This is a genomic window from Candidatus Schmidhempelia bombi str. Bimp, assembly GCF_000471645.3.
GTDB classification, from domain to species: domain Bacteria; phylum Pseudomonadota; class Gammaproteobacteria; order Enterobacterales; family Orbaceae; genus Utexia; species Utexia bombi.
This window is the reverse complement of the sequence record NZ_AWGA01000067.1, coordinates 1-23,203: the sequence shown is the minus strand read 5'-3', so window position 1 is coordinate 23,203 and position 23,203 is coordinate 1. Positions and strand designations below refer to the sequence as shown.

Here is a 23,203-nt window from a genome sequence, read left to right as displayed (position 1 = left end):
AATTATCTTTTTAATCAATTAGTTATTTAATTAATTGACGACTTCAGTATAAGCAGTAGTGGATAATTATTTTTTATTAAACAAAAAAATGTGTATAATTGTCGCCATTTTTACGAATAAGAAAAATAAATGTTATTAAAAAAAATAATTATTGGCATTGGTTTTTTGACGCTATGTTTAACTGGCTATTTTAATTATTTGGCAGCTAATTACTATAGACAACAAGCACAGCCTGCTCAGCATAATTTTGCTCAGCAGATTAAAGTAACAACATCACACGGTATCGCTTCAACGGAAATATCGAAACTGGAACGTATCCTATCCAGTAAAGAATTACGAGTTGGCATGCTGCGTTCACTTACTCCTTTTTATATCAATTCGCGCGCGCCCAATAAGCTGAGTGGTTTTGAACTGTCCCTATTAAATAAATATGCTGCGACACAAAAAATTAAGCTTACAGTTGTCTCAGCCAATACCCTCGCTGAGTTAGTTAATTTATTAGACAATAACAAAATTGATATTATTGCTGAAGAGCTGAAAGGTCATAATAATTATCAAGATAAAGCTACTGCAAGTATCGCCTACCATAATCGAGTGCAACAGTTAGTTTATCGTAAAGGTGAAACTAAGCCTTACTCTTTCGATGATATCAATGGACGGCTTATTGTCCCCATGGACTCATTACAAAGTGTCATATTAAATAATATAGCGCAAGATTACCCACTCTTAGAATGGGAAAATTCGACTATTTTTAATCAAGAAGAATTACTTAAATTAGTCGCCTCAAAAGAAATTGATTACACGATTGCTGATGCGACCACCATAGCCTTAATGCAACGTATTTATCCTACATTAACGGTCGCCTTTACCCCTGTCGAAGAACAGCCTATCCATTGGTATTTAGCAAAGTCTACAGATAATTCATTATTAAACAGTATTAACTATTTTATTCAAAATGCTCAAAATAATGGCATCATCGAACATTTAGAATATCGTTATTTCGACTATAATAATGATTTTGATTATGTTAATACCAGAGAATTTATTAAATCAATTGAAACCACTTTGCCGACGTATCAGCCCTATTTTGAAAAATACGCGGCACAACAGCAATTAGACTGGCGTTTAATTGCGGCGATGGCTTACCAAGAATCGCATTGGAATCCAGCTGCTACCTCCCCAACGGGCGTACGTGGTATCATGATGTTAACGCAAAAAACTGCCGAAGATTTAGGGATTAGTGATCGTCTAAATCCAGAACAAAGCATTCGTGGTGGTGTCACATATCTACGTAATTTGGTAGATCGTATACCTAAAGATGTTCCCCAAGATGAGCGAGTTTGGTATGCTTTAGTGGCTTATAATATGGGATATAGTCATTTACTTGACGCTAGACAGCTTACACATCGCTTAGGGAAAAATCCAGATAATTGGCTTGATATAAAAGAAATTTTACCATTACTTAATTCGGAAAAATATAAACCCTATCTTAAATATAACGGTGCGCGTGGTTATCAAGCCCTTCATTTTGTTAATAATATCCAACAATACTATATTAGTTTAGTCGGTTACCAATTAGAAAAAGAGTATCGTCAAAAACAGATAGAAGCCAAATTAATTAAATTATCTACTGACGAATTAAATAATAATACCGTCGTATCCAATTAAACTTGGATTATAATGACTTTTATATAGCCACTACTTTATAGATCCTCGTTTTTTGTTATTTTTAATTTGTTGCCGTCGTTGCTGAAAAAAGTGACTAATAACTTCCCCACACTCTTTAGCTAAAATACCTTGGGTAATCGCTATCTGGTGATTAAGTCCCGTTAGCGACAATAAATCAATAAAAGATCCGGCAGCCCCTGTCTTATAATCATTAGCGCCATAAACAAGCCGTTTAATTCGGCTATGAATCATCGCCCCAGCACACATTATACAAGGTTCTAAGGTCACATACAGTGTTGCATCAAGTAATCGATAATTTTGTAAGGTCACTCCACCTTGCTCGAGTGCTATAATTTCAGCATGAGCGGTGGGATTATGTAAGGTAATAGGTTGATTCCAACCTTCGCCAATAATTTGATTATTTAAGACTAAAACTGCACCCACAGGAACTTCGCCCTGCTCCCACGCTAGATGAGCCCGCTTTAATGCTTGCTGCATCCAGTATTCATCAGAATTTTCCATATTACTACTATATTTTATTGATTGGTATTATTACGATTTGCTCTAAAATTTTATTCATTTGTTGGTTTAAAAAAACATAATGCGTATAATGCGCCCCCAGAGGAGAAAATATTTTTATGGCTTTAAAAATTACAGAACGTTGCATTAACTGCGATATGTGTAATATAGTCAATAAGCACAACACTATAAAAAATTTCGCTATTAAATTGTGTTGCTTGAATATTTACATTATTAAACACTTCAGCAACACGAAGTTTATCATGAAAATTTCATTAGTTAGTAATTTTCTTCGCTATAGAACTATAACCGCAAAATACATGTTTAGTCTTCTTTTTAAATAAAGGAATAGCTAGATTAATTGTTGATGAGTACCCCTAAAAGGGCTAAAATGACAAACGAGAAGGTAGCTAAATTAATAATTGAAACAGCAAAATGAATAAAGAGTCGTGTTTTGGTATCGTTTTTTCATTTCAATAAGCTTAACAGCATTGCTACAACCATTACAGCACTAACTATCAAGGTTATCTAAACTAAGCCCATAGAAAGGCTTTTTAATATACATGAAAAAATTAATTGGAAATTATCTGTACCAACCACTAATCACTTAATCAGACTGAAAGGATAACTAGGATTTACAAGTAATCAAATAGCTAATTTGGTTATGCTAGCTAGGAATAAACAATGGAGAAAATATACTAGAGGAAATGCTCTACGTTCTATATTTTACATATGTTATTTTTTGTAGCTGCTCAATTAGCATTAAGTGATAATGAATTTAAAAGAATTATTGATAAAATGAAATAGATTGGCACAGATGTATAATAGGTGTTTACATAACCAAATATAAATATACTCATATTTTTAATTGCTAAGGATTAGTTATGGGATTACGTAGTATTATCAAAAATACAATAAAAAATCATCTTCATAATAAAAAAAAATCACTATATCAAAAAAACCCTGATATCTTTGATAATGAATATTTAGTTATAAGTCAAAAGTCCCACAAATGGATAAATAGAACCAATAGCAATTTGAAGAAGATTGTTATACCTAGTAACTGGTCAGAAAACATTACTTATATAAAAAACGATAATATCCCAAAACTTTCATGGTGTGCAAAAATTTACAATGGAAAAACAATAATTAATTATGGTCAAGATGTAATTAAGCATGGAAATGGAATTTTTGAGGGAGTATGGGATGGTGAGTTTAATAATCTCAACTACATTGACGCTAATCATGTTTTTGGTTCAGGAATAACTGAATTTGATAAGAATATTATATTTACCCCACCATCACACATGTATGAATGTATATTTTGTGTATACGAAAAAAAGACAACATCTATTTTGTTTTCAAACTCATTATCTTTTATATTGTCCTTAGTAGAATATAATAATCTACTTGATTTAGTTGAAAAAGTTAGAGTAAATAATGATAAACTTACCAGTGCTGGCGTGCTTGATTTTGACCCACTTTTATATGATGATGAGAATATTACAATATACGGTTTTTATTATCACAATATATCAATTTCACAAAATGAAATTAAAATATTATTAAGAGAAAATATTACTAAATTTAATAACTATAATGAATACTATAGTTATCTATCAAGCACAATAGAAAAGTTAATAACTAATGGTAGTGATAAAAACAGGGTTGTTGATTACACTGCAATTTCAACAATAAGTAAAGGATATGATAGTCCAGCAGTATCAAGTATATTAAATAATCTAGGAGAATTTAAGGCAGTAACGATTGATGTTGATGTTTATGGAGTTAATGACTCGGGTAATGAAATTGCTAATATTTTAAATATGCCATGCTATCAATGCCAACACCCACTTGGAAATTCTATCAGTAATCTTGGAGAAATAGAATATCCAGAAGATTTTATTGAGCACATCAATGAATTTATAGCGACTACTGGACTTGGTGATGATTTAGTTTTCCTTGCCTTCGATAAGTTTTTATCAAATAAATTAATCTTTACGGGAGCTCTTGGAGACATTATTTGGGATGCAAACGAAAATCCCACGCCATACGGCATACCTGTTCGAATTCCTTTTGGTAAAAGCTTAAATGAATACCGCCTTAGAAAAGGTTTTACACACATACCGCTTCCAGTTATTGGCGCAGTATTCCCACGCTATATTTATCGAATTAATTTCCTACATGAAATGGATGATTATAATATATGTAGCAATTATAATCGACCTATACCAAGAAGAATGATTGAAGAATCTGGAGTTTGTCGTCAATTATTTGCTAAATCAAAAAATGCAACAAATCCAAATCCTATCAATTTGAAAAAATTTAAAAATGAAGCTTTCCTGAGACAGATTGCTAAATATTCTTTTATCCAATAAATTAATATTTTTTTAATGGTATATTATAAATTAAAATGCCTACTTTGGTATGTGTACTTTTTATTTAGTATCCAAAATGTACACATAACATGATTTTAATTTTCGTATTTTGAGTGCCTTGGTTTATTAATGTATAATAGTCTCGCTTCTACCGCAGTAACGAAGATTCGAATTTTTACACTAGCATAAGGTGGTTTTCATAGCTTTCATGCATCTAAAAAGTTCAAATATTCATCATTATTAATACTTTTTGTGTCGCAGTATTAGCCATGACTAACGCCTTTCTATATAAGGTAAAACAGATTAATGTTGTACATGTAAGTTTTTATCTTGGTGAAAAATGGTGTATGTAGCTATGTTTCGTTACTGGATTGAGTTTTTCATTGTCATTTTATACTGTATGCAAATACAATAAACTTATAATAGTGCGGAATATAAAATGGTAATAAACATTTGTTTTTACTACATAAAATGGATAAACCCTTGATATGGCTTTAAAAATTACAGAACGTTGCATTAACTGCGATATGTGCCAACCTGAATGTCCCAATGAGGCAATCTCAATGGGATATGAGACTTATGAGATCGATCCGGCACGATGTACTGAGTGTGTTGGCTACTATAGTTATTCAACTTGTCAAAGCGTTTGTCCAATTAGTAATGTTATTATTCTGGATCCTAGTCATATAGAATCAAAAGAACAACTTCAAGCTAAATTTTTAAAATTGAAAAACCAGAAGTAGTTACTTTTACTCTAATTTGATATTTGATCAATCTGTTTTATGTTAATGCGCAATTCTTTCGGTATTTCAAAAATAATATCTTCTTTGATTCCTTGCATTTCTATAACATGATGACAACCTAGGGCGGTTAAATGCTCAACCACTTCATTTACCAGAACTTCAGGTGCTGACGCACCTGCAGTTACGCCAATAACTCGAACATCATCCAACCATTCCTGTTTAATATCGGTTTTAAAATCAATTAGATATGATTTTTTACCTGCTCTTTTTGCTAATTCAGCTAGGCGATTGGAGTTAGAGGAGGTTTTTGAACCAACGACCAAGACTAAATCGGCTTTATTGGCTAATTCACTTACCGCTTGCTGGCGATTAGTCGTCGCATAACAAATATCATTTTTTCGCGGTCCACGTATAGTTGGAAAGCGAGCAACTAATGCCTGAATAATATCACTGGTATCATCAACTGATAGCGTGGTCTGTGTAGTAAAACAGAGATGAGATTCATTTTTAACCTTTAATTTCTCCACATCAGCAATGGATTCAACTAAATAAATCCCACCCTCTGGATTATTGTATTGCCCCATTGTGCCTTCCACTTCAATATGCCCCGCATGACCAATTAAAATCACTTCTTCACCACGATAACTAGATCGTGATACTTCCATATGGACTTTAGTTACTAGTGGGCATGTTGCATCAAATATTTTTAGAGCGCGAGATTTGGCCTGTTCTCTCACTGCTTTTGATACACCATGGGCTGAAAAGATAAGGATGGAATCATCGGGGACATCATCAATATCTTCAATGAAGCAAGCACCTAATTCTTTTAACCGATTAACAACAAATAAATTATGTACCACTTCATGTCTTACATAAACAGGGGCACCAAAGATTTCTAATGCTCTTTCCACAATACTAATTGCGCGATCGACACCAGCACAAAAGCCTCGTGGGTTTGCCAATAAAATTTCCATTATGAGGTAACCTTGTCTTTACGCTTTGGTGAACCAATACTCCCCAAAATAAGCAATATTACCCCTATGCAAATAGCACTATCAGCAACATTAAATACTGGATAATGCCAATCACCAATATGAAAATCGAAAAAATCAATAACAAAACCATGATAGAGTCGATCAAATAAATTACCTAATGCCCCACCTAATATTAAAGAGAAACACGCATTATTTAAATAATCTTTCTTTGGTGATTTATATAAAATTCTCATTACAACTAGACTAATAACGATGGCTACAATAGCCAGCATCCAACGCTGTCCAAGAAACAAACCAAATGCAGCACCGTAGTTACGTACATAAGTAATAGAAAATATTGGTAATAGTTGAAGTGAATCATAGAGTTCAAAATTAGCCAGTATAAAAAATTTACTGGCTAAATCTAAAACAAACACCACAACAACTAACCATAAGAAACACAATCCATGGCTTTTTTTTACTTCCTGCTTCATACTATGGTTAGATACTCCTGTCAATTAATTAAGCAAAATGTCGTGGTTCACCTGAACCTTCAACGTTAATTTGGCAACGATGGCATAGGTGTGTCTCTGGGTCATTTTGGACTGTATAGTGCCAACAACGCGGACACTTATCTCCGTTCGCTTTTGCAAACGCAATTTTAAGCTCATTAATATCTGTTGCCAACGCTTCTGTACCTTCTTCAAACGGTTTAACTATGGCCTCAGAGGTTAACAAAACAAAACGCAGCTCATTTTGTAATTGCGTTAATTGAGCGGCAAGCTCTGGTTTTGCATACAGCGTCACCGCAGCTTCTAATGAACCACCAATCACTTTATCGTTGCGCGCCTGCTCAAGAACTCGATTAACTTCACCACGAACACGTAAAATAGTATTCCAATATTCATCGTTCATACTTTCATCATCTGATAGCGTGAACAGATCAGAATAGAATTGTTCAGTGAACACAAATTGATTACGTTTACCTGGTAGATAATGCCAAATTTCATCCGCAGTAAATGACATTATTGGCGCCATCCAGCGTACTAAAGCTTCTGAAATATGATATAAGGCAGTCTGACAACTACGACGCGCTAAACTATCACGTTTTGCTGTATATTGACGATCTTTTATAATATCTAAATAGAAAGATCCCATTTCGATTGAGCAGAAATGCATTAAACGTTGAACAACACGGTGGAAATCGTAATTATCATAAGCATCAATAATATCTGCTTGGGCTGATTTAGCCGCGCCTACCGCCCAACGATCGAGAACGATCATATCCTCGGCTGAAACCATATCTTTTTCTGGATCGAAACCATTTAAGTTAGCTAATAAAAAGCGTGCTGTATTACGAATACGGCGGTAACTATCCGCAGAACGTTTAATAATCTCATCTGAAAAAGCAATTTCACCGGCATAATCCGTTGAAGCGACCCACAAGCGCATGATATCAGCACCTAGTTTATTCATTACCTCTTGTGGTGTAACAATATTACCTAACGATTTAGACATTTTACGACCATTGCCATCTACAACAAAGCCGTGCGTTAAAACTTGACGATAAGGCGGTTTATTATTAATAGCCGTTGATAACATTAGTGATGACATAAACCAACCACGATGTTGATCTGAACCTTCAAGATAGATATCGGGTTCATGACCGTTAAACTCGCTTCGAGCCTCGACGACAGAGAAGAATGTTGATCCAGAATCAAACCACACATCTAACGTGTCAGCGACTTTCATGTAATCTTCAGCATCAGGTCCAAGTAAATCTTTAATATCAAGATCCCACCATGCTTGAATACCTTTATCTTCAACTAATAGCGCTACTTTTTCTATTAGCGATAATGTATCAGGATGCAACTCTTGAGTCTCTTTATGGACAAATAATGCCATTGGTACACCCCAAGTACGTTGACGTGAAATACACCAATCAGGACGATTTGCAACCATTGATTCAATGCGTGCTTGTCCCCAATCAGGGATCCAACGTACCTGCTTAATACCTGCCAATGATTGAGCGCGTAAGTGCTGGTTATCCATACTAATAAACCATTGTGGCGTTGCACGGAAAATGATTGGCGTTTTATGGCGCCAGCAACATGGATAACTATGTTCGATCTTGTCGACATGTAATAACGCGCCACGCGCTTTCAACATATCGATGATAATATCATTCGCTTTAAATACAAATAAGCCATCAAGACCTGCACCCGTTCCTGCGACATAGTGACCATTCACATTGACAGGATTAGCGACTTCAAGTTGATATTGTTGACCAACGATAAAGTCCTCTTGACCATGGCCTGGCGCGGTATGTACTGCCCCAGTCCCCGCGTCGAGAGTAACATGATCACCAAGCACTATTGGCTCATCAAATTCTAAAAATGGATGCGCAAAACGTAATAATTCTAAGTCTTGACCTTTACAGCTCGCGACTATTTTCCAATCACTGATTGCTGCGCGCTGCATAACCGTTGATACTAAATCCGCCGCCAAAATTAAACATTCTCGCTGTTCAATTTCAACCAGTTGATATTCAAATTCAGCATTAAGGGCAATACCACGACTTGCTGGTAAGGTCCAAGGGGTCGTGGTCCAAATAACCGCATAAATAGGTAAATCAGTGGCAATACCAAATTTAGCTGCCACCGCATTCGCATCACTCGCTCTAAATTTGACATCAATCGCTGGTGAGGCTTTATCGTAGTACTCGACTTCCGCTTCCGCTAATGAAGACATACAAGAAGTACACCAATGAACAGGTTTCGCCCCTTTCACTAAATGCCCGTTTTCGATCACTTTCGACAATGCGCGAATAATATTGGCTTCAGTCTGATAATCCATCGTACGATACGGATGTTGGAAATCGCCTATAACCCCCATACGGATAAAGTCTTTTTTCTGTAACTCTATTTGTGTTGCGGCATATTCTCGGCATATTTTTCTAAAGTCTGCTGCGGTAACCTGCTCGCCAGGTTTTCCTACTTGTTCTTCAACTTTTAATTCGATAGGTAAACCGTGACAGTCCCAACCTGGTACATAAGGCGAGTCATAATCCATTAAGGTCTTTGATTTAACAATAATATCTTTAAGAATTTTATTGACTGCATGACCAATATGAAGATTACCATTTGCATAAGGAGGACCATCATGGAGAATAAATGACTTTTTCCCTTTTTTCGCATTACGAATTTGCTGGTAAAGATCATGATCATACCAATTTTGTAACATAGCGGGTTCACGTTTTGCCAGATCTCCACGCATAGGAAAACCTGTTTCAGGCAAATTTAGGGTACTTTTATAGTCTGTCATGCTAGTTGTTCCAATTCTGTTTAATTAAATACTCATTATTTCGTGTCGCGTAGAAAAACTAATCATTTTCTTTTTTAATTTCTCTATATGGTAATGAGTAAGACTGAACGAATAAAAATAATTTGTGTATAATTGCAAAAAAATCAAATATTAGAATTTTGCACTAATATTACGTGCGATGCAAACATCTTGTGCAATTTGTTGTTTTAGCTCATCAACTGATGCAAATTTTTTTTCGTTACGTATTTTTTTCTTAAAATGAACCGTTAAATATTGGCCGTAAATATCTTGGTTAAAATCAAAAATATTCACTTCTAATGTTGCACACTTACCATCAATAGTTGGACGAACGCCAATATTAGCAATACCTTGATAACTATTGTTGTTAGCCTGATTCACTACCTCAACCTGATAGACGCCGTGCAAGGCGGGTTTTAATCGATGCAATTGGATATTCGCCGTTGGAAAGCCAAGCTGTCTTGCTAGCGCATTTCCATGTATCACTTTACCACAAATCGTATATGGTCTACCTAATAATTGCTGAGCTAAATCAAATTGTGATAGTGACAAAGCTTGACGAATCGCTGTACTGCTAACTCGCTGTCCCTGATAATAATAAGTGGGTAAACTGTTTAATGCAAAGTGACCGGCTTTAGCGTAATGTGCCAATAATGCGATATCACCTTCTCTTTTTCGACCAAAGGCGAAATCATCACCCACAATAATATAGTGTGCTTGCAATTGATTGATTAACCACTGCTGAACAAAATCGTCTGGCGATAACATGGCAACTTGATGATTAAATGGAATACATAGCAAATAATCAATATGCAATTGTTGCAGTTGATAATATTTTTCTTGAAAAGAGGTTAAACGTGCTGGAGCGTTATCAGGTTGAAAATATTCTAACGGCTGCGGTTCAAAAATCATAACAACCGTCGGTAAATTATAATGCTGTTTGGCCTGTTTTAAATGCGCAATTAATGATTGATGTCCTAAGTGAACACCATCGAAATTACCCATGGTTAAAACACAACCTTTTAACGACATGGGTAAATTATGAATACCCCGGATGATCTTCATTCAATAAAAATAACTCGTTAAATATGCTTCTAATATTGGGGGTAAATTATAACAGGATGTATGTTTGAGTTGTAGTAGCCAACCATTTTTAGACAATAGAAAGCCTATATTATTGCCAATCATCGTATCATATCAAACTACTTTATCTCACACAGACCCTGATACCACCATTTTTAACAAGCTGTTTCCCTAAGGTTAACTATATTAGGATAAAAATAAAATTAATGCCGTATTGAACGCAAAAACTCCTGACGTGTACTGGCATTAGTCTTAAATCCACCACCTAATGCGGTCGTGGTTGTCATGCTAGTTGCATCTTTAATGCCGCGCGCTTTAACACAATAATGGGCGGCGTCAATAGAAACAGCAACATTATTAGTACCCAATAAGGTTTGTAATGCAACTAAAATTTGTTGCGTCAAACGCTCCTGAACTTGTGGTCGTTGCGAAAAAAACGCAACAATACGATTAATTTTAGATAGACCAATCACATAATCTTTCGGAATATAGGAGACTGTCGCTTTACCGTCAATGGTAACAAAGTGATGTTCACAAATACTGGTTAAGGTAATATCGCGTACCGTCACCATTTCATCAAATTGCATTTTATTTTCAATCAAGGTGATCTTAGGAAAATTGGCGTAATCCAGTCCTAAAAAAATCTCGTCGACATACATTTTGGCCATACGATGGGGTGTTTCAACAAGGCTATCATCGCTGAGATCTAACTCCATTAACTGCATAATTTTAGTAAAATGGTGTTGAATTTGCTTTTTACGTTCGTCCTTGGTTAAGGCGACACGTTTAAATGGTGTTTCGAGATTTTTCTGTATTAGTGCTTGTTTTACTAATATCGCTTCATTACTTAAGATAGACATACTTTATAGCCAAACAATAGGAAAGAGTTGACTAATTTACTCCCAATTGTTACAAATTAAAATAGTGCATGGACAAAATTATTATCATAACTTGTGCCAAATAGCGTTTATTATACCATAAAAATCGTCGATATAATAAACGCGTTAGCGTAAGTTGTTATAGTTTAGCTGATATTTCTCATCCTAACATAATGCTTTTAAAACGCGTTTAATCCTCTTGATTAATGTTATTTATTGACCTTTTATTGCATTAATAATATTAGTCGTTGAACAGCCATTTTCAAAATTTAATACTTTTACTTGTCCACCAGCAGCAATAACCTCGGCTCCCCCCGCGATTTGTTCTGGTTGGTAATCACCACCTTTTACTAAAATATCGGGTAGAATTTCTGCAATAAGTCGTTGCGGCGTTTCTTCTTCAAATGGTACAACCCAATCTACTGCATCAAGCGCACCAAGTACAATCATCCGTTGTAATAGTGGATTGATTGGTCGCGTCTCTCCCTTTAGTTTTTTTACAGACTTGTCGCTATTAACCGCAACAATTAATCTGTCACCCAATTTGCGCGCATTGGCTAAGTAAGAGACATGACCAGCATGTAGAATATCAAAACACCCGTTAGTCATCACAATTTTTTCATTTCGTTGACGAGCTTTACTAACTGCAGCTTTTAATTCTTGTTGTGTCATTACCCCAAATCCATTTTGAGTTCGTGCACGCAATGCGTCTTCTAATTCAACTTGTGTTACCGTTGACGTTCCTAATTTGCCCACGACAATACCAGCCGCCGCATTCGCAAAAAAACAGGCCTCTTCTAACGACGTACCCGCAGCTAATGAAGCTGCCAATGTTGCGATCACAGTATCCCCTGCGCCGGTTACATCATAAACTTCTTTTGCCTGAGTAGGTAAATGTAGCAATGGTTTATCCAGTTGTAATAAGGTCATCCCTTTTTCTGAACGGGTCACCAAAAGTGCTTTAAAACCATGTTTTTTGATCAACGCATGCCCTTTTTCAATAATATCCTGCTCCGTTTCACAGTGTCCAACTACCGCTTCAAATTCTGACATATTCGGGGTTAATAATGTTGCCCCTTTATAACGTTCAAAATCGGTTCCTTTCGGATCAATGAGCGTTGGAATATTAGCTTTATTGGCTAGCTGAATCATGGTTTGTACCGAACTTAGCACCCCTTTAGCATAATCAGACAGGATCATAACTTTTGTAGTTTGTAATGCTGACTTAATTTTTTCCAATAAAGCCGTTGGATCCACTTTAGCAAAGCCTTCTTCAAAATCGAGACGAATTAGTTGCTGATTACGTGATAAAACACGTAATTTGGTAATCGTTGGATGTGAAGATAATGAAACAAAATCACAGGTTACATGCTGTTTCGATAATTGTTCATCAAGAATGTTGGCGGCTTCATCAATACCTGTTAGCCCTATTAATCTTGAGTGCCCGCCTAATGAAGTAATATTCATCGCCACATTGGCTGCGCCCCCAGGACGTTCTTCCAATGAATCAATCTTAACCACAGGAACAGGCGCTTCTGGAGAAATTCTACCCGTTGTGCCATACCAATAACGATCTAACATAATATCGCCAACAACAAGTACGTTTGCTTGAGTGTAATCAGGTAATAGAGTTTTCATTATTCAATTCTCATCAGCTAAAACAGGATCAATGTTAATTTCGACCATTTTAACATAAAGTATTTAGTTTTAATTATTTTTGCTGCCTGCTTCATTTTCTGATACTGTTTTTGTTTATAAATTATAATATCAATGAACATTGATGAGCGATAAAACTAATAAAACCAACAGTATAACAAATTACTGGCACTATTATTAGAAAAGAACCAATCAGTTTTTTATTTTTATCTTCAACAACTGATAGAATGACGCCAGTAATAAGAAAAAATAAAAAAAGGAGATTTATTAATAATCTAAAAGAGCGGTGGTCATTAAAAGAATAGGAATTAAAAAAGCCAATAACAGCGGCTACAACTAACATTGCTGCTACAATTTTTATCAATTTTTCGCTTGCTAAACGCGTAATAATGCCTAATATTAAAACAGTGAAATAAATCCACCAAAGAGAAACTAATGAAAACTGAAATTTAGCAAAGAATGTTAGAGAATAATTCATCATTCTATCGATTATAAAACCAATAATATAGCAAATTACTGGCACTGTTATTAGAAAACAACTAATCAATTTTTTATTTTTATCTTCAACAATTGATAGAATGGATCCAATAATAATAAAAAGTAAAAAAAGGAGATTTATTGATAATCTAAAAGAGCGGTGACCATCAAAAGAATGGGGGTAAAAAAAACCAATGACAGCAACTACAATTAATACTCCTGATATAATTTTTATCAATTTTTCGCTAGCTAAACGCGTAATAACGCCTAATATAAAAACAACAAAATAAATCCACCAAAAAGAAACTAATGAAAAAAGAAATCCATTAAAAGATGTTAGAGAAAACATTGTTCTATTCTTCCTTTATATAAAATAAAAATATTTTTTATAGTAAATTAATAAAATTTTAAAAAAAGACAATAATATTGCTATAAACCTATTATTAACCGTTAATCGATTTCTGTTTGATCTTGCTGTAAATGATCCGTTATTTTCGGTTTATAAAAATGAGCAAAGAACAATCCAACTTCGAATAAAATACACATTGGAATGGCCAATAATGTTTGTGAAAAAACATCGGGAGGAGTAATAAACATACTAATAGTAAAAGCAGCAACAATTATATAAGGTCGCTTGCTTTTAAGATGTTCAACGGTGGTAATGCCGCTCCAGCAGAGCAAAATAATCGCAATAGGTTCTTCAAAAGCAAATCCAAATACCATAAATAGCGTCATCACAAAATCAAGATATTTGGTAATATCAGTATTAATCGCTATATCCGCTGGGGCGGTATGGATAAAAAAGTAAAATACCACTGGAAAAACGACGAAATAAGCGAAAAGCAGTCCCAAATAAAATAAAGCGGTGCTAGATATTAATAATGGTAACACTAAACGTCGTTCATTTTTATAAAGTGCTGGTGCAACAAAGCCCCAAATTTGATATAAGATATAAGGGATAGAGACAAATAAAGCGACTAATGCCGTTAATTTGATAGGCGTAAAAAATGGTGAAGCAATATCTGTGGCAATCATATTACTACCATCAGGCAGTTGGCTAATTAGCGGTTTGGCAATAAGGGCATAAATATGATTGGAAAAGTATAATAATACGATAAATATTAGCGTGAAACAGATTAGCGCGTGTATTAATCGACGACGTAGCTCAATGAGATGATTGATTAGGGGTTGTGAATTATCGTTGCTGATCATGATTTGTATTTATGCTATCTTTCGATAAATTATCATTCGTTTGCGTAGATTGCATTGAGGAAGTAAGTTTATGATTCTGTTTGGCATAACTTTGTTGCATTGAGGCGGTTAACTTTTTTAATTCATCTATAGATGCCTGAATCTCTGGCGCTATATGTTCTAGTCCACTCTCCTCAGCTTTCTTTAAACTCGCTTGCAACTCCTGTAATTTTAATTCTCTACTTAGCTCAAGTTGGACGGAGTTGGAGATAGTACGTAAAGTCCTAATCCAACTAGCAACCGTCTTTATCGCAATAGGCAATTTTTGAGGACCTAGTACAATTAAGCCAATTATCATGACGAGTAATAATTGGCCAAAACTTATATCAAACACGATATTCTCTTATTTATCCATATCATGCTTTTGGTTTTGTGTGAGCACTTTATCATTAGACGCTTTTTGTTCATCTTCATCCTCGCTCATCGCTTTTTTAAACCCTTTAATAGCAGTGCCTAAATCTTCACCTAATGTTCGTAATTTTTTTGTTCCAAACAATAAAACAACAACTGCAATAAGAATCAGTAGTTGTGGTAAACTTGGCATCATAGATAAAACCTCTTTTTAATACAAAACAATTAAAGCTATTACCGCAATAATAATAGCGGTCAGGATATAAGATTGATGTAACTGTCTCCTTTGTACAGTATACAACTGTTGTGATAAATGATCCAATTTTGATTTTAATACTTGATTAACACGCTGTTGTGATTTTAGTTGGCTTGGTAATTCGGGTAATAATCGGCTGATCATCGGGACTGTTTTTGTCACTTGACGAATGAACGTCTTAATACTCATCTGTTCAGCATACCAGTTTTCTAAAAAAGGCTTTGCCGTTTTCCATAAATCAAGTTCTGGATAAAGTTGCCGTCCTAAACCTTCAATATAAAATAATGTTTTTTCTAATAAAATTAATTGCGGCTGAACCTCCATATTGAATCGTCTAGCTACATTAAATAGGTTGAATAAAACCGTCGCAAATGAAATTTCACCTAATGGTTTAGCGAAAATAGGCTCACATACATCTCGCATAGCCATTTCAAAGTCATAAAGATGGGTATCTTCTGGCACCCAACCCGAATCAATATAAAGCTGAGCAATTTTTCGATAATCACGATTAAAGAAGGCAATAAAATTTTCAGCTAAATATTGTTGATCCTGATGGGTCAATTCACCAACGATTGCGCAGTCAATGCCAATATAGCGTGGATCTTGTGGATCACTAATATCAATAAAAATATTACCAGGATGCATATCAGCATGAAAAAAGTTATCTCGGAAAACTTGTGTGAAAAAGATTTCAACACCACGTTCAGCTAATAACGGTAGATTAACGCCAGCACGATGTAAGGCTTCAATATTAGCAATGCTTACACCTGAAATACGCTCTTCAACTAAGATATTTTCACGGCATAAATCTTGATAAACGTAAGGAATATATAAGACCTGACTATCAATAAAATTTTCTCTTAAACGACAAGTATTGTGGGCTTCTTGTCGTAAATTTAGCTCGTTTAATAAAGTTTGTTCATAGTTATTGACAATTTCACTGGCTCTTAGACGCGCGCCACCTTTAACTGAGGTAGTTAATTTTTCAGCGACCCAATACATTAACTCAATATCTGCTTGTATCTCAGATTTAATGTTAGGTCTCAAGACTTTTACCACAACAGGAATTTGAGTATTTTTCATGGTCGCGGCGTGGACTTGTGCAATAGAAGCTGAGGCTAATGGCGTTAAATCAAATTCATCAAAATAATCGGTTAATGGCGCACCTAATGCTTTTTCAATGATTTGTGCTGCGAGTTGACCATCAAAAGCGGTGACGTTATCTTGTAGTAAAGCCAGATGAGTTGTGAGTGATTTGGATAAAAGATCATGGCGAGTTGACATCATTTGCCCAAATTTGATCCAGATAGGACCGAGTTCTTGTAAGGCTAAACGAAGACGTTCACCAACAGGCTTACCCTTTGCTTTTGGTCTTACCCAAAATAGACATTTTGATATTAACTTTAACCAATAGGCGTATTTATGTGAAGGTAATAGTTCACTTAATTGGTAAGCGCGTTGTACAGCGATGATTTTATATATACGCAAAAATTTCATGCTAATCCAATATTAAAATTTAAATCCACGGTGAAGTGCCACTATACCGCCAGTCATATTGTAATATTTGACGTCATTAAAACCAGCGTTTAACATCATCTGTCTTAATTTTTCCTGATCGGGATGCATTCGTATGGATTCGGCTAAATAACGGTAACTGTCCGCATCATTAGCAATCACTTTTCCCATAACGGGTAAGACATGAAAAGAATAAAGATCGTAAGCTTTATTAAGTAGGGCATGCTGTGGCTTTGAAAATTCTAATACCAATAAACGTCCCCCAGGTTTTAATACTCGGTGCATTGATGCTAATGCTTTCTGTTTATCGGTGACATTACGTAGTCCAAATGAAATCGTTATACAATCAAAATAATTGTCAGCAAACGGTAAGGCTTCAGCATTAGCCTGTACATAGTCAATATTATTGATAAGTCCTTTATCCCGTAATTTACTTCTTCCAACTTTTAGCATAGAGTCATTAATATCAGCCAATATGACCCTACCTTGTTCACCAACTAAGCGAGAAAATTTAGCTGTTAAATCGCCTGTCCCTCCTGCTAAATCTAAAATCTTTTGTCCTTTACGTATACTACAAAGATCAACGGTGGCTTTTTTCCATAAGCGGTGAATCCCGAATGACATCAAATCATTCATTACATCATATTTATCAGCAACAGAGTGAAAAACACCAGCTACTCTATGTTCCTTTTCCTGTTTCGGGATTTGTTGAAAACCAAAATCGATAACATCCTGATCGTTTTTATCTGTTGGATTTGACATTCTTATAACCATCTCATTATCAAAGAGCGCTTATTTTAACATAATTTCTTTAGTTTAAAAAAACATAGTATCAAAACCTTGGCTTAATTTTAATGAGCTGCAATACGATAATAGATTGTTTTCAAATAGCAGTAGAAATAAAAAATGGGCTATAGCTAAGCCCATTTTTATTATAATTTATATAGATAATAACTTAATAATAACCAACTACGTTAATAAAGAAGCCTTTATATTTGTAATCTTGTTTAGTTAAGTCATCGCTAAAGTCAGTAAAGTTATAACCAAGCCCAAAGCGTAGGTAATCACTAATATCGTAATCAATACCCGCTAAGAAGCCTTGTTTAGTACCGCCATCTTTAACTTTTAACCAACGATATTCACCCATTAAGTGCCATTTATTGATTAAATCATAGCGGATCTGAGCCGCAGCAAAGGAGGCTGAACTATCAAACCAATCATCAAGATATCCAAAGCGCTTTTCACTTTGACGATACGCGACTTTAGCTGCAAATTCCCATTGGGCATTCAGTTTATGTACACCTTCTAATGAGAATATGTGAGATTTTTGGTCATACCCATCAGAATCCTGACCATTACTCGAATCATCATATAAATAATTATAACGACCAAATAATGCCCATTGATTATTATCCCAAGGACGCCATGCGAAACCTATACCACTTTCAATGAATTTAGCTTCATCGACTTCGGTTACCATATCATGTGTTTCAGAATAATTAAATTTACCAGATAAACGTAAACTTTCATTGAATTTCCAGTTAACACGGTTAGTGGTTAACCATTGACGACGATGCTCGGCACCTGAATCATGTCGATATTCAACTTTCGAACTCCAATCCATGTCGTCAGTTGTACGACTAATTGAGGCACTCACTGCAGTACGATGAATTTTCGCATTATCCGTTGAACGTTTTAATTTACCATCTTGTACAGTAACATTGGTACTCCAACCTTCATCAAGTAAATAATCCACGCCAATGGTATTCGCCGTCCCTTTTTCATTAGCACTGCCTTTAAGTTGCTGGGTTTCATTGAATAAATTAATTCTATCGGTTAAGCGCCAACGTTGCCCAACAGTCCAGCCACCTTGATTAGAATTAAAGGCTGAACTATAGTCAGACTTACTGTCCGATAAAGTATAATTGGCATAAATAGTATGATCAGTACTTAAACGATGTTCAGCAAATAATAATCCACTGCTACCGCGAGCACCTGTGGTCCCTTCAATACCAATTGATGATAAATCACCATATAGATATTTGAAACCAGCTGTTACCGCATCGTTATTAGCATATTCACCACTATCATTATCTAAGGTAATCTGTCCTGAACCATACAATTCAATACTTGAATTATATTGATAGCTATATTGCATAGCCGCCAACATACCTGTCGCTTTATCAGCACCTATTTTCGTCTCAACACGTTTGACTTCAGCCGTTACTGTTGAATCATCAGTAATACGCCATTCAGAGCTTAATTGGGATTCTATGTAACTTTTGTTACCTTTATCCACTTTGGTATGACGAGTATATACTAATAAATTGTCAGTAATATCAGCTGAAATTTCCGCGCCGTAGAGTTCGGTATCTTCGGCATTATCACTGTTGCTAGTCGAATAACCCTTATCAACTTTATGCCACCAAGCACCTGCACTGATATTATTATCGGTGACGCCAAGTTCTTTCAGATTAACACGCCCTTCAATAGCTTTCGCTTCACCTTCTCGGTTTGAATCTACTTTATTAACTTCATTGAAACTTAAACCACCATTATCAGAATAAAAGATTGGCACGCCTGTTGATTCAGTTTTGGTATATTCAGCTTTTATGTAAGTACCATTACCCGCTTTGAGGGTAACATCAGCACCCTTCATTAGATAATCTTTACCGGCTTGATTCTCATCAACATAAGTTCCACCAACTGCAATATTATCGGTGATCCAGTGTTTACCACGTACCCCTGAGGTAATGGATTCTGGTTCAAACCCCGTTGGAATATACTCATAATCAACTAGTAAACGCTGTTCATAACCATTAAGCGGATCTTGATGGATAATACTTGGCATAGATTGTCTAACAATTTGTGTTAATGGCTTAGCTAAAATGATACGGCCTTGCACCGCATCAATTTCATAATCGACACCACGTGTTAAACTGATTGTTGATTCAACTCGCCCTGTTATTTTATCGCTGATCTGTACCTGCACTTTATCTGATCCAGATAAAATACGTGTGTGTTTTAAGTAATACAAGCTACCGCCAGTACCTAAGAACTCACTATGACCTGGATTACTTTGAGCTTGCGAAGCAAAACCTCGTAATTCGGTTCTGGTATCGCCAAATTTTGTAGTTGCGATTGAACGCCAATCAAGCGCAGCACCATATAATGAACGAGAATAACGTCCGTATTCAGTACCGGCGATACCTGTATTGAAGTTACCCCATAATGCTTGGCTTTTATCCCAATCTACACGTAAATAGAAACGTCCCATAGTATCGACATCACGATAAACAGAAGAATCATCACCATAAGTTGGATAATATAAGTCTGGATCTAAGCTACGGAAAACATCTTCTGGATAAGCACGCCCAAATCCACTAAATAGATGCTGTAGTTCTTTTTCTCGCGTATCGGCATGCGCAGTAATAGTATAACGACCATCGATTTTACTCTTCATATAGAACGCAATACGCCCATCTGACATTAAATCTTTATCATTATAATTGCCTTCGCTATCAGTTAGCGCAGCCTCTTTATTCGAACCACTTGCGCTATTTTGATAAACAGTAACATCAGCCATCCCCACCATAAAAAATGAGTTACCTGATACATCAACGGTAAGTACACGTTCAATATTACCCATTTTTTTATCATCTACAGTAATATCAAAATCATGTTCACCGATAGGTAGTAAGAAATCTACAGCAAATTTACGGTTTAAATCAATTGGATAAGATTCTCCATTAATATAAACATTACTTCCATCAGGTATATTTGTACCTTGGATCTTAACCCGCGATCCTCTAAATGGAATATTTTGGCGGTATAAATTATTTGAACTCACGACACTATCAATTAAACTTTCAGTCATCGCTTCTTCTTTGGTCATAACTTGACCTTTATTTTGAGAAAGCGAATCACGAATTGCCGTATTTCCGCGTTCATTCTCTTCAGGCGTGACAAGTTTGATTGCTTGTGAATACGTTTCGTCAAAATGACCCTCTTTATCATAGGCACGCACCACATAAATAAGTGAATCACCTACACGATACTGATATTTTGCTGGCAAATCGCCATCCCAAAGGATGGACGATATTGCTTTGACATCAGCGGGTAATTGTACTAGCGGTTCAATTAAATCAGTATCTGTACCACGATAAATAGAAACCACGTAGTTATCCACAAAGGCTGAATAATTGGAACGAACATAAAACTCAACGGGTTTGATAATTTTACCATTCTGTAAAGGCACAGAAGATGGGGCTGAAATAGATAATTCAGCTTGATTAAAATTACTCTCCTCAGAAGCCCAAATCATACCATTACCGGTCAAATTGATAACATTACCAGTAGAGGGGGAATTTGCATTCCCCGATTTTGGTTTCACCGTAAATAAAACCTTGTCATCAACTCGACACTCAGTTTCATTACTACAATCAACTACCTCTGTATCTGCAGCAGCTGTCGCTGAAAAACTAGCTAAAATAGTCAGAAGTGTATAATCAAGAAATTTCATTCTCGTCTTCATTACTTGCCCTCCACTGCAGGAGTCTGACTACCTACAATTACAGAATTACCTTCACCAAGTTCTGCATTTAGCAGATCCCTTAATATGTTCTCACGCATAGTTGCTAATTCTTGTTTTGCTGTTGTCACAATAACAACTTCTTTAATGTCATTTGATTTAATGACATCGACCATTTTACTTAATACTTTATTGTAAGAAGACTGAATATCGGCTTTGCCTGTGATAAACAGTTTGTCACTTACTTCAAGTACTTGTTCCTCAGGTAATTTCACAGCGAAATCAAACCTCACAGGTAATCCTGGGGTAATACGTCTAACCAATGGATTACGTGTTACGAATGTTGTCCCTACTGGTAAAGTTGCAGTATCAACTTTTAGAATATAGTTACGGCCACGTGTTCCTTTGCCGCCCGCTACATTTTCTAAATGATAACGCCCATACTGATCGGTGGTCATAATTAGCCCTTCAGCACTAATCACTTTCACACCTGGGATACCCGGTTCACCAGCGTCCTGCATACCATTACCATTACGGTCGTGATAAACCGTTCCTAGTAATAAGGTTTCATCTACCATTGGATCACTATTATCAACGATCACCGTTACTGATGCTCTGTTAGAGATTAAACGCTTAGATGATACAGGTAACGCATTTGCGGCCAATGTTGATACATCGTTGCTGATTGCATAACCTTCGGCATAAGCGATGTTATTACCTGGTTTTATACCAGCACCTGTTCTTACAAGGAAACGTAATGTCGCTGTCGATTTCGATTTAATCGAAATATTACTGATATCTACAGGACTGTTACCCGTTGTTGATATTGCATCAGCTGTGGTTATAGTCGCTGAATCAGCGATATAACTAAAGCCAACTGGTAACGTATTGACGATACTTACATTTACTGCATTAGTATTGCCAATATTCTCTATATCAGCGATAAACATGATCACATCACCGACTTTCACTTGTTTTTCAGATGTTTTCAACGTGATCCGTAAGTTTGCATCCTCTGATGTCACATAGTTAACTACAACACTATTAGCACTTACTGTATTTGTAGTTTTGAATGCAAATTCATCAGAATCTACTACATCAGATGTCACCTTAAAGCTATAAATACCAGTAGCGGTTTCTCCCATAGGAGTCACATTACCAACAATAGCTTTATTTGGATCTTTGCTTATTAATGTTACATCCGTATGACCAGTAATTGGTTTATTCGGATTTGATGCATAGAATAACTTAACATTTACTATAGCAACATCCTCACCATTAGCCCTGATTGAATTTGGCAATGCTTCAATCGTTGATGCTGTTTGATCAAACTCGTCACCCGTCATATAGCTTACTGTCGCTGACTGTTTGCTCATTGACTTGCTGGTTTTGAAGATAAACTCATCTTTACCTAAGGTCGTTGAGGTGACTTTAAAGGTATAGACGCCATTGCTTTCATTAACAAATGCAACGTGTCCCTTAAGCGCGTTACCATCTTTACTAACCAACTCTAAGCGATTGCCTAAGCCCGCTAATGGCTGTGTTGAATTTGGATAGAATAACTCAACAGTGATGGTTGAC

Annotated in this window: 18 protein-coding genes; 3 read left to right on the top strand and 15 right to left on the bottom strand. The window is 35.7% G+C overall.

The window, feature by feature from the left end; translation table 11 throughout:
* Positions 1 to 129: 129 nt before the first annotated feature.
* Positions 130 to 1,668, top strand: coding sequence for a membrane-bound lytic murein transglycosylase MltF (gene mltF / locus O970_RS07445; protein ID WP_024496491.1), 1,539 nt, complete (start codon positions 130 to 132; stop codon positions 1,666 to 1,668).
* 30 nt (positions 1,669 to 1,698) lie between these two features.
* Here the strand turns inward: mltF and tadA are convergent, their stop codons facing one another.
* Positions 1,699 to 2,190, bottom strand: a complete 492-nt coding sequence (tadA, locus tag O970_RS07440) for a tRNA adenosine(34) deaminase TadA (RefSeq protein WP_024496490.1) — start codon at positions 2,188 to 2,190, stop codon at positions 1,699 to 1,701.
* Positions 2,191 to 3,071: 881 nt separating this feature from the next.
* Here tadA and O970_RS07435 point away from each other — a divergent pair.
* Complete coding sequence (locus O970_RS07435; protein ID WP_024496489.1) at positions 3,072 to 4,565, top strand: hypothetical protein; 1,494 nt, start codon at positions 3,072 to 3,074, stop codon at positions 4,563 to 4,565.
* Between the two features lie 488 nt (positions 4,566 to 5,053).
* Positions 5,054 to 5,308, top strand: coding sequence for a YfhL family 4Fe-4S dicluster ferredoxin (locus tag O970_RS07430; protein WP_024496488.1), 255 nt, complete (start codon positions 5,054 to 5,056; stop codon positions 5,306 to 5,308).
* Positions 5,309 to 5,319: 11 nt separating this feature from the next.
* Here the strand turns inward: O970_RS07430 and ispH are convergent, their stop codons facing one another.
* From ispH to O970_RS07360, 14 genes are all read right to left on the bottom strand, one after another.
* A complete protein-coding gene (ispH, locus tag O970_RS07425; protein WP_024496487.1) occupies positions 5,320 to 6,282 on the bottom strand; it encodes a 4-hydroxy-3-methylbut-2-enyl diphosphate reductase in 963 nt (320 codons plus the stop codon).
* A complete protein-coding gene (lspA, locus tag O970_RS07420) occupies positions 6,282 to 6,776 on the bottom strand; it encodes a signal peptidase II (RefSeq protein WP_024496486.1) in 495 nt (164 codons plus the stop codon). The genes ispH and lspA overlap by 1 nt, the downstream gene beginning before the upstream one ends.
* A gap of 28 nt (positions 6,777 to 6,804) precedes the next feature.
* Positions 6,805 to 9,606 (bottom strand): isoleucine--tRNA ligase, encoded by a 2,802-nt coding sequence (ileS, locus tag O970_RS07415; RefSeq protein WP_024496485.1) that lies wholly within the window; start codon positions 9,604 to 9,606, stop codon positions 6,805 to 6,807.
* A gap of 150 nt (positions 9,607 to 9,756) precedes the next feature.
* On the bottom strand, positions 9,757 to 10,689 hold the full coding sequence (gene ribF, locus O970_RS07410) for a bifunctional riboflavin kinase/FAD synthetase (protein ID WP_024496484.1): 933 nt from the start codon (positions 10,687 to 10,689) through the stop codon (positions 9,757 to 9,759).
* A gap of 221 nt (positions 10,690 to 10,910) precedes the next feature.
* Positions 10,911 to 11,567, bottom strand: coding sequence for a GTP cyclohydrolase I FolE (folE, locus tag O970_RS07405; protein WP_024496483.1), 657 nt, complete (start codon positions 11,565 to 11,567; stop codon positions 10,911 to 10,913).
* Positions 11,568 to 11,798: 231 nt separating this feature from the next.
* A complete protein-coding gene (gene hldE, locus O970_RS07400) occupies positions 11,799 to 13,223 on the bottom strand; it encodes a bifunctional D-glycero-beta-D-manno-heptose-7-phosphate kinase/D-glycero-beta-D-manno-heptose 1-phosphate adenylyltransferase HldE (RefSeq protein WP_024496482.1) in 1,425 nt (474 codons plus the stop codon).
* Positions 13,224 to 13,344: 121 nt separating this feature from the next.
* Entirely contained in the window at positions 13,345 to 14,067 is a 723-nt protein-coding gene (locus O970_RS07395; RefSeq protein WP_024496481.1) for a hypothetical protein, read from the bottom strand.
* A gap of 101 nt (positions 14,068 to 14,168) precedes the next feature.
* On the bottom strand, positions 14,169 to 14,930 hold the full coding sequence (tatC, locus tag O970_RS07390; protein WP_024496480.1) for a twin-arginine translocase subunit TatC: 762 nt from the start codon (positions 14,928 to 14,930) through the stop codon (positions 14,169 to 14,171).
* On the bottom strand, positions 14,914 to 15,303 hold the full coding sequence (gene tatB, locus O970_RS07385) for a Sec-independent protein translocase protein TatB (RefSeq protein ID WP_024496479.1): 390 nt from the start codon (positions 15,301 to 15,303) through the stop codon (positions 14,914 to 14,916). The genes tatC and tatB overlap by 17 nt, the downstream gene beginning before the upstream one ends.
* A gap of 9 nt (positions 15,304 to 15,312) precedes the next feature.
* The gene (gene tatA, locus O970_RS07380; protein ID WP_105291852.1) at positions 15,313 to 15,516 is read right to left on the bottom strand and encodes a twin-arginine translocase TatA/TatE family subunit; all 204 of its coding nucleotides are present in this window, start codon (positions 15,514 to 15,516) and stop codon (positions 15,313 to 15,315) included.
* A gap of 15 nt (positions 15,517 to 15,531) precedes the next feature.
* Positions 15,532 to 17,073: a ubiquinone biosynthesis regulatory protein kinase UbiB gene (gene ubiB / locus O970_RS07375; RefSeq protein WP_081685289.1), complete on the bottom strand. Its 1,542-nt coding sequence runs from the start codon at positions 17,071 to 17,073 to the stop codon at positions 15,532 to 15,534.
* 12 nt (positions 17,074 to 17,085) lie between these two features.
* Positions 17,086 to 17,853, bottom strand: coding sequence for a bifunctional demethylmenaquinone methyltransferase/2-methoxy-6-polyprenyl-1,4-benzoquinol methylase UbiE (ubiE, locus tag O970_RS07370; RefSeq protein WP_024496477.1), 768 nt, complete (start codon positions 17,851 to 17,853; stop codon positions 17,086 to 17,088).
* A 193-nt stretch (positions 17,854 to 18,046) separates the two neighbouring features.
* Positions 18,047 to 21,625: a TonB-dependent receptor gene (locus O970_RS07365; RefSeq protein ID WP_105291851.1), complete on the bottom strand. Its 3,579-nt coding sequence runs from the start codon at positions 21,623 to 21,625 to the stop codon at positions 18,047 to 18,049.
* Positions 21,625 to 23,203, bottom strand: a 1,579-nt coding sequence (locus O970_RS07360) for a DUF11 domain-containing protein (RefSeq protein WP_036563017.1), incomplete at its 5' end; no start/stop codon positions are given. The genes O970_RS07360 and O970_RS07365, both read right to left, overlap by 1 nt.

Coding starts and splice junctions, on each gene's coding strand:
- mltF (WP_024496491.1), top strand. CDS start 130: ATGTTATTAAAAAAAATAATTATTGGCATTGGTTTTTTGACGCTATGT.
- tadA (WP_024496490.1), bottom strand. CDS start 2,190: ATGGAAAATTCTGATGAATACTGGATGCAGCAAGCATTAAAGCGGGCT.
- O970_RS07435 (WP_024496489.1), top strand. CDS start 3,072: ATGGGATTACGTAGTATTATCAAAAATACAATAAAAAATCATCTTCAT.
- O970_RS07430 (WP_024496488.1), top strand. CDS start 5,054: ATGGCTTTAAAAATTACAGAACGTTGCATTAACTGCGATATGTGCCAA.
- ispH (WP_024496487.1), bottom strand. CDS start 6,282: ATGGAAATTTTATTGGCAAACCCACGAGGCTTTTGTGCTGGTGTCGAT.
- lspA (WP_024496486.1), bottom strand. CDS start 6,776: ATGAAGCAGGAAGTAAAAAAAAGCCATGGATTGTGTTTCTTATGGTTA.
- ileS (WP_024496485.1), bottom strand. CDS start 9,606: ATGACAGACTATAAAAGTACCCTAAATTTGCCTGAAACAGGTTTTCCT.
- ribF (WP_024496484.1), bottom strand. CDS start 10,689: ATGAAGATCATCCGGGGTATTCATAATTTACCCATGTCGTTAAAAGGT.
- folE (WP_024496483.1), bottom strand. CDS start 11,567: ATGTCTATCTTAAGTAATGAAGCGATATTAGTAAAACAAGCACTAATA.
- hldE (WP_024496482.1), bottom strand. CDS start 13,223: ATGAAAACTCTATTACCTGATTACACTCAAGCAAACGTACTTGTTGTT.
- O970_RS07395 (WP_024496481.1), bottom strand. CDS start 14,067: ATGTTTTCTCTAACATCTTTTAATGGATTTCTTTTTTCATTAGTTTCT.
- tatC (WP_024496480.1), bottom strand. CDS start 14,930: ATGATCAGCAACGATAATTCACAACCCCTAATCAATCATCTCATTGAG.
- tatA (WP_105291852.1), bottom strand. CDS start 15,516: ATGATGCCAAGTTTACCACAACTACTGATTCTTATTGCAGTTGTTGTT.
- ubiB (WP_081685289.1), bottom strand. CDS start 17,073: ATGAAATTTTTGCGTATATATAAAATCATCGCTGTACAACGCGCTTAC.
- ubiE (WP_024496477.1), bottom strand. CDS start 17,853: ATGTCAAATCCAACAGATAAAAACGATCAGGATGTTATCGATTTTGGT.
- O970_RS07365 (WP_105291851.1), bottom strand. CDS start 21,625: ATGAAGACGAGAATGAAATTTCTTGATTATACACTTCTGACTATTTTA.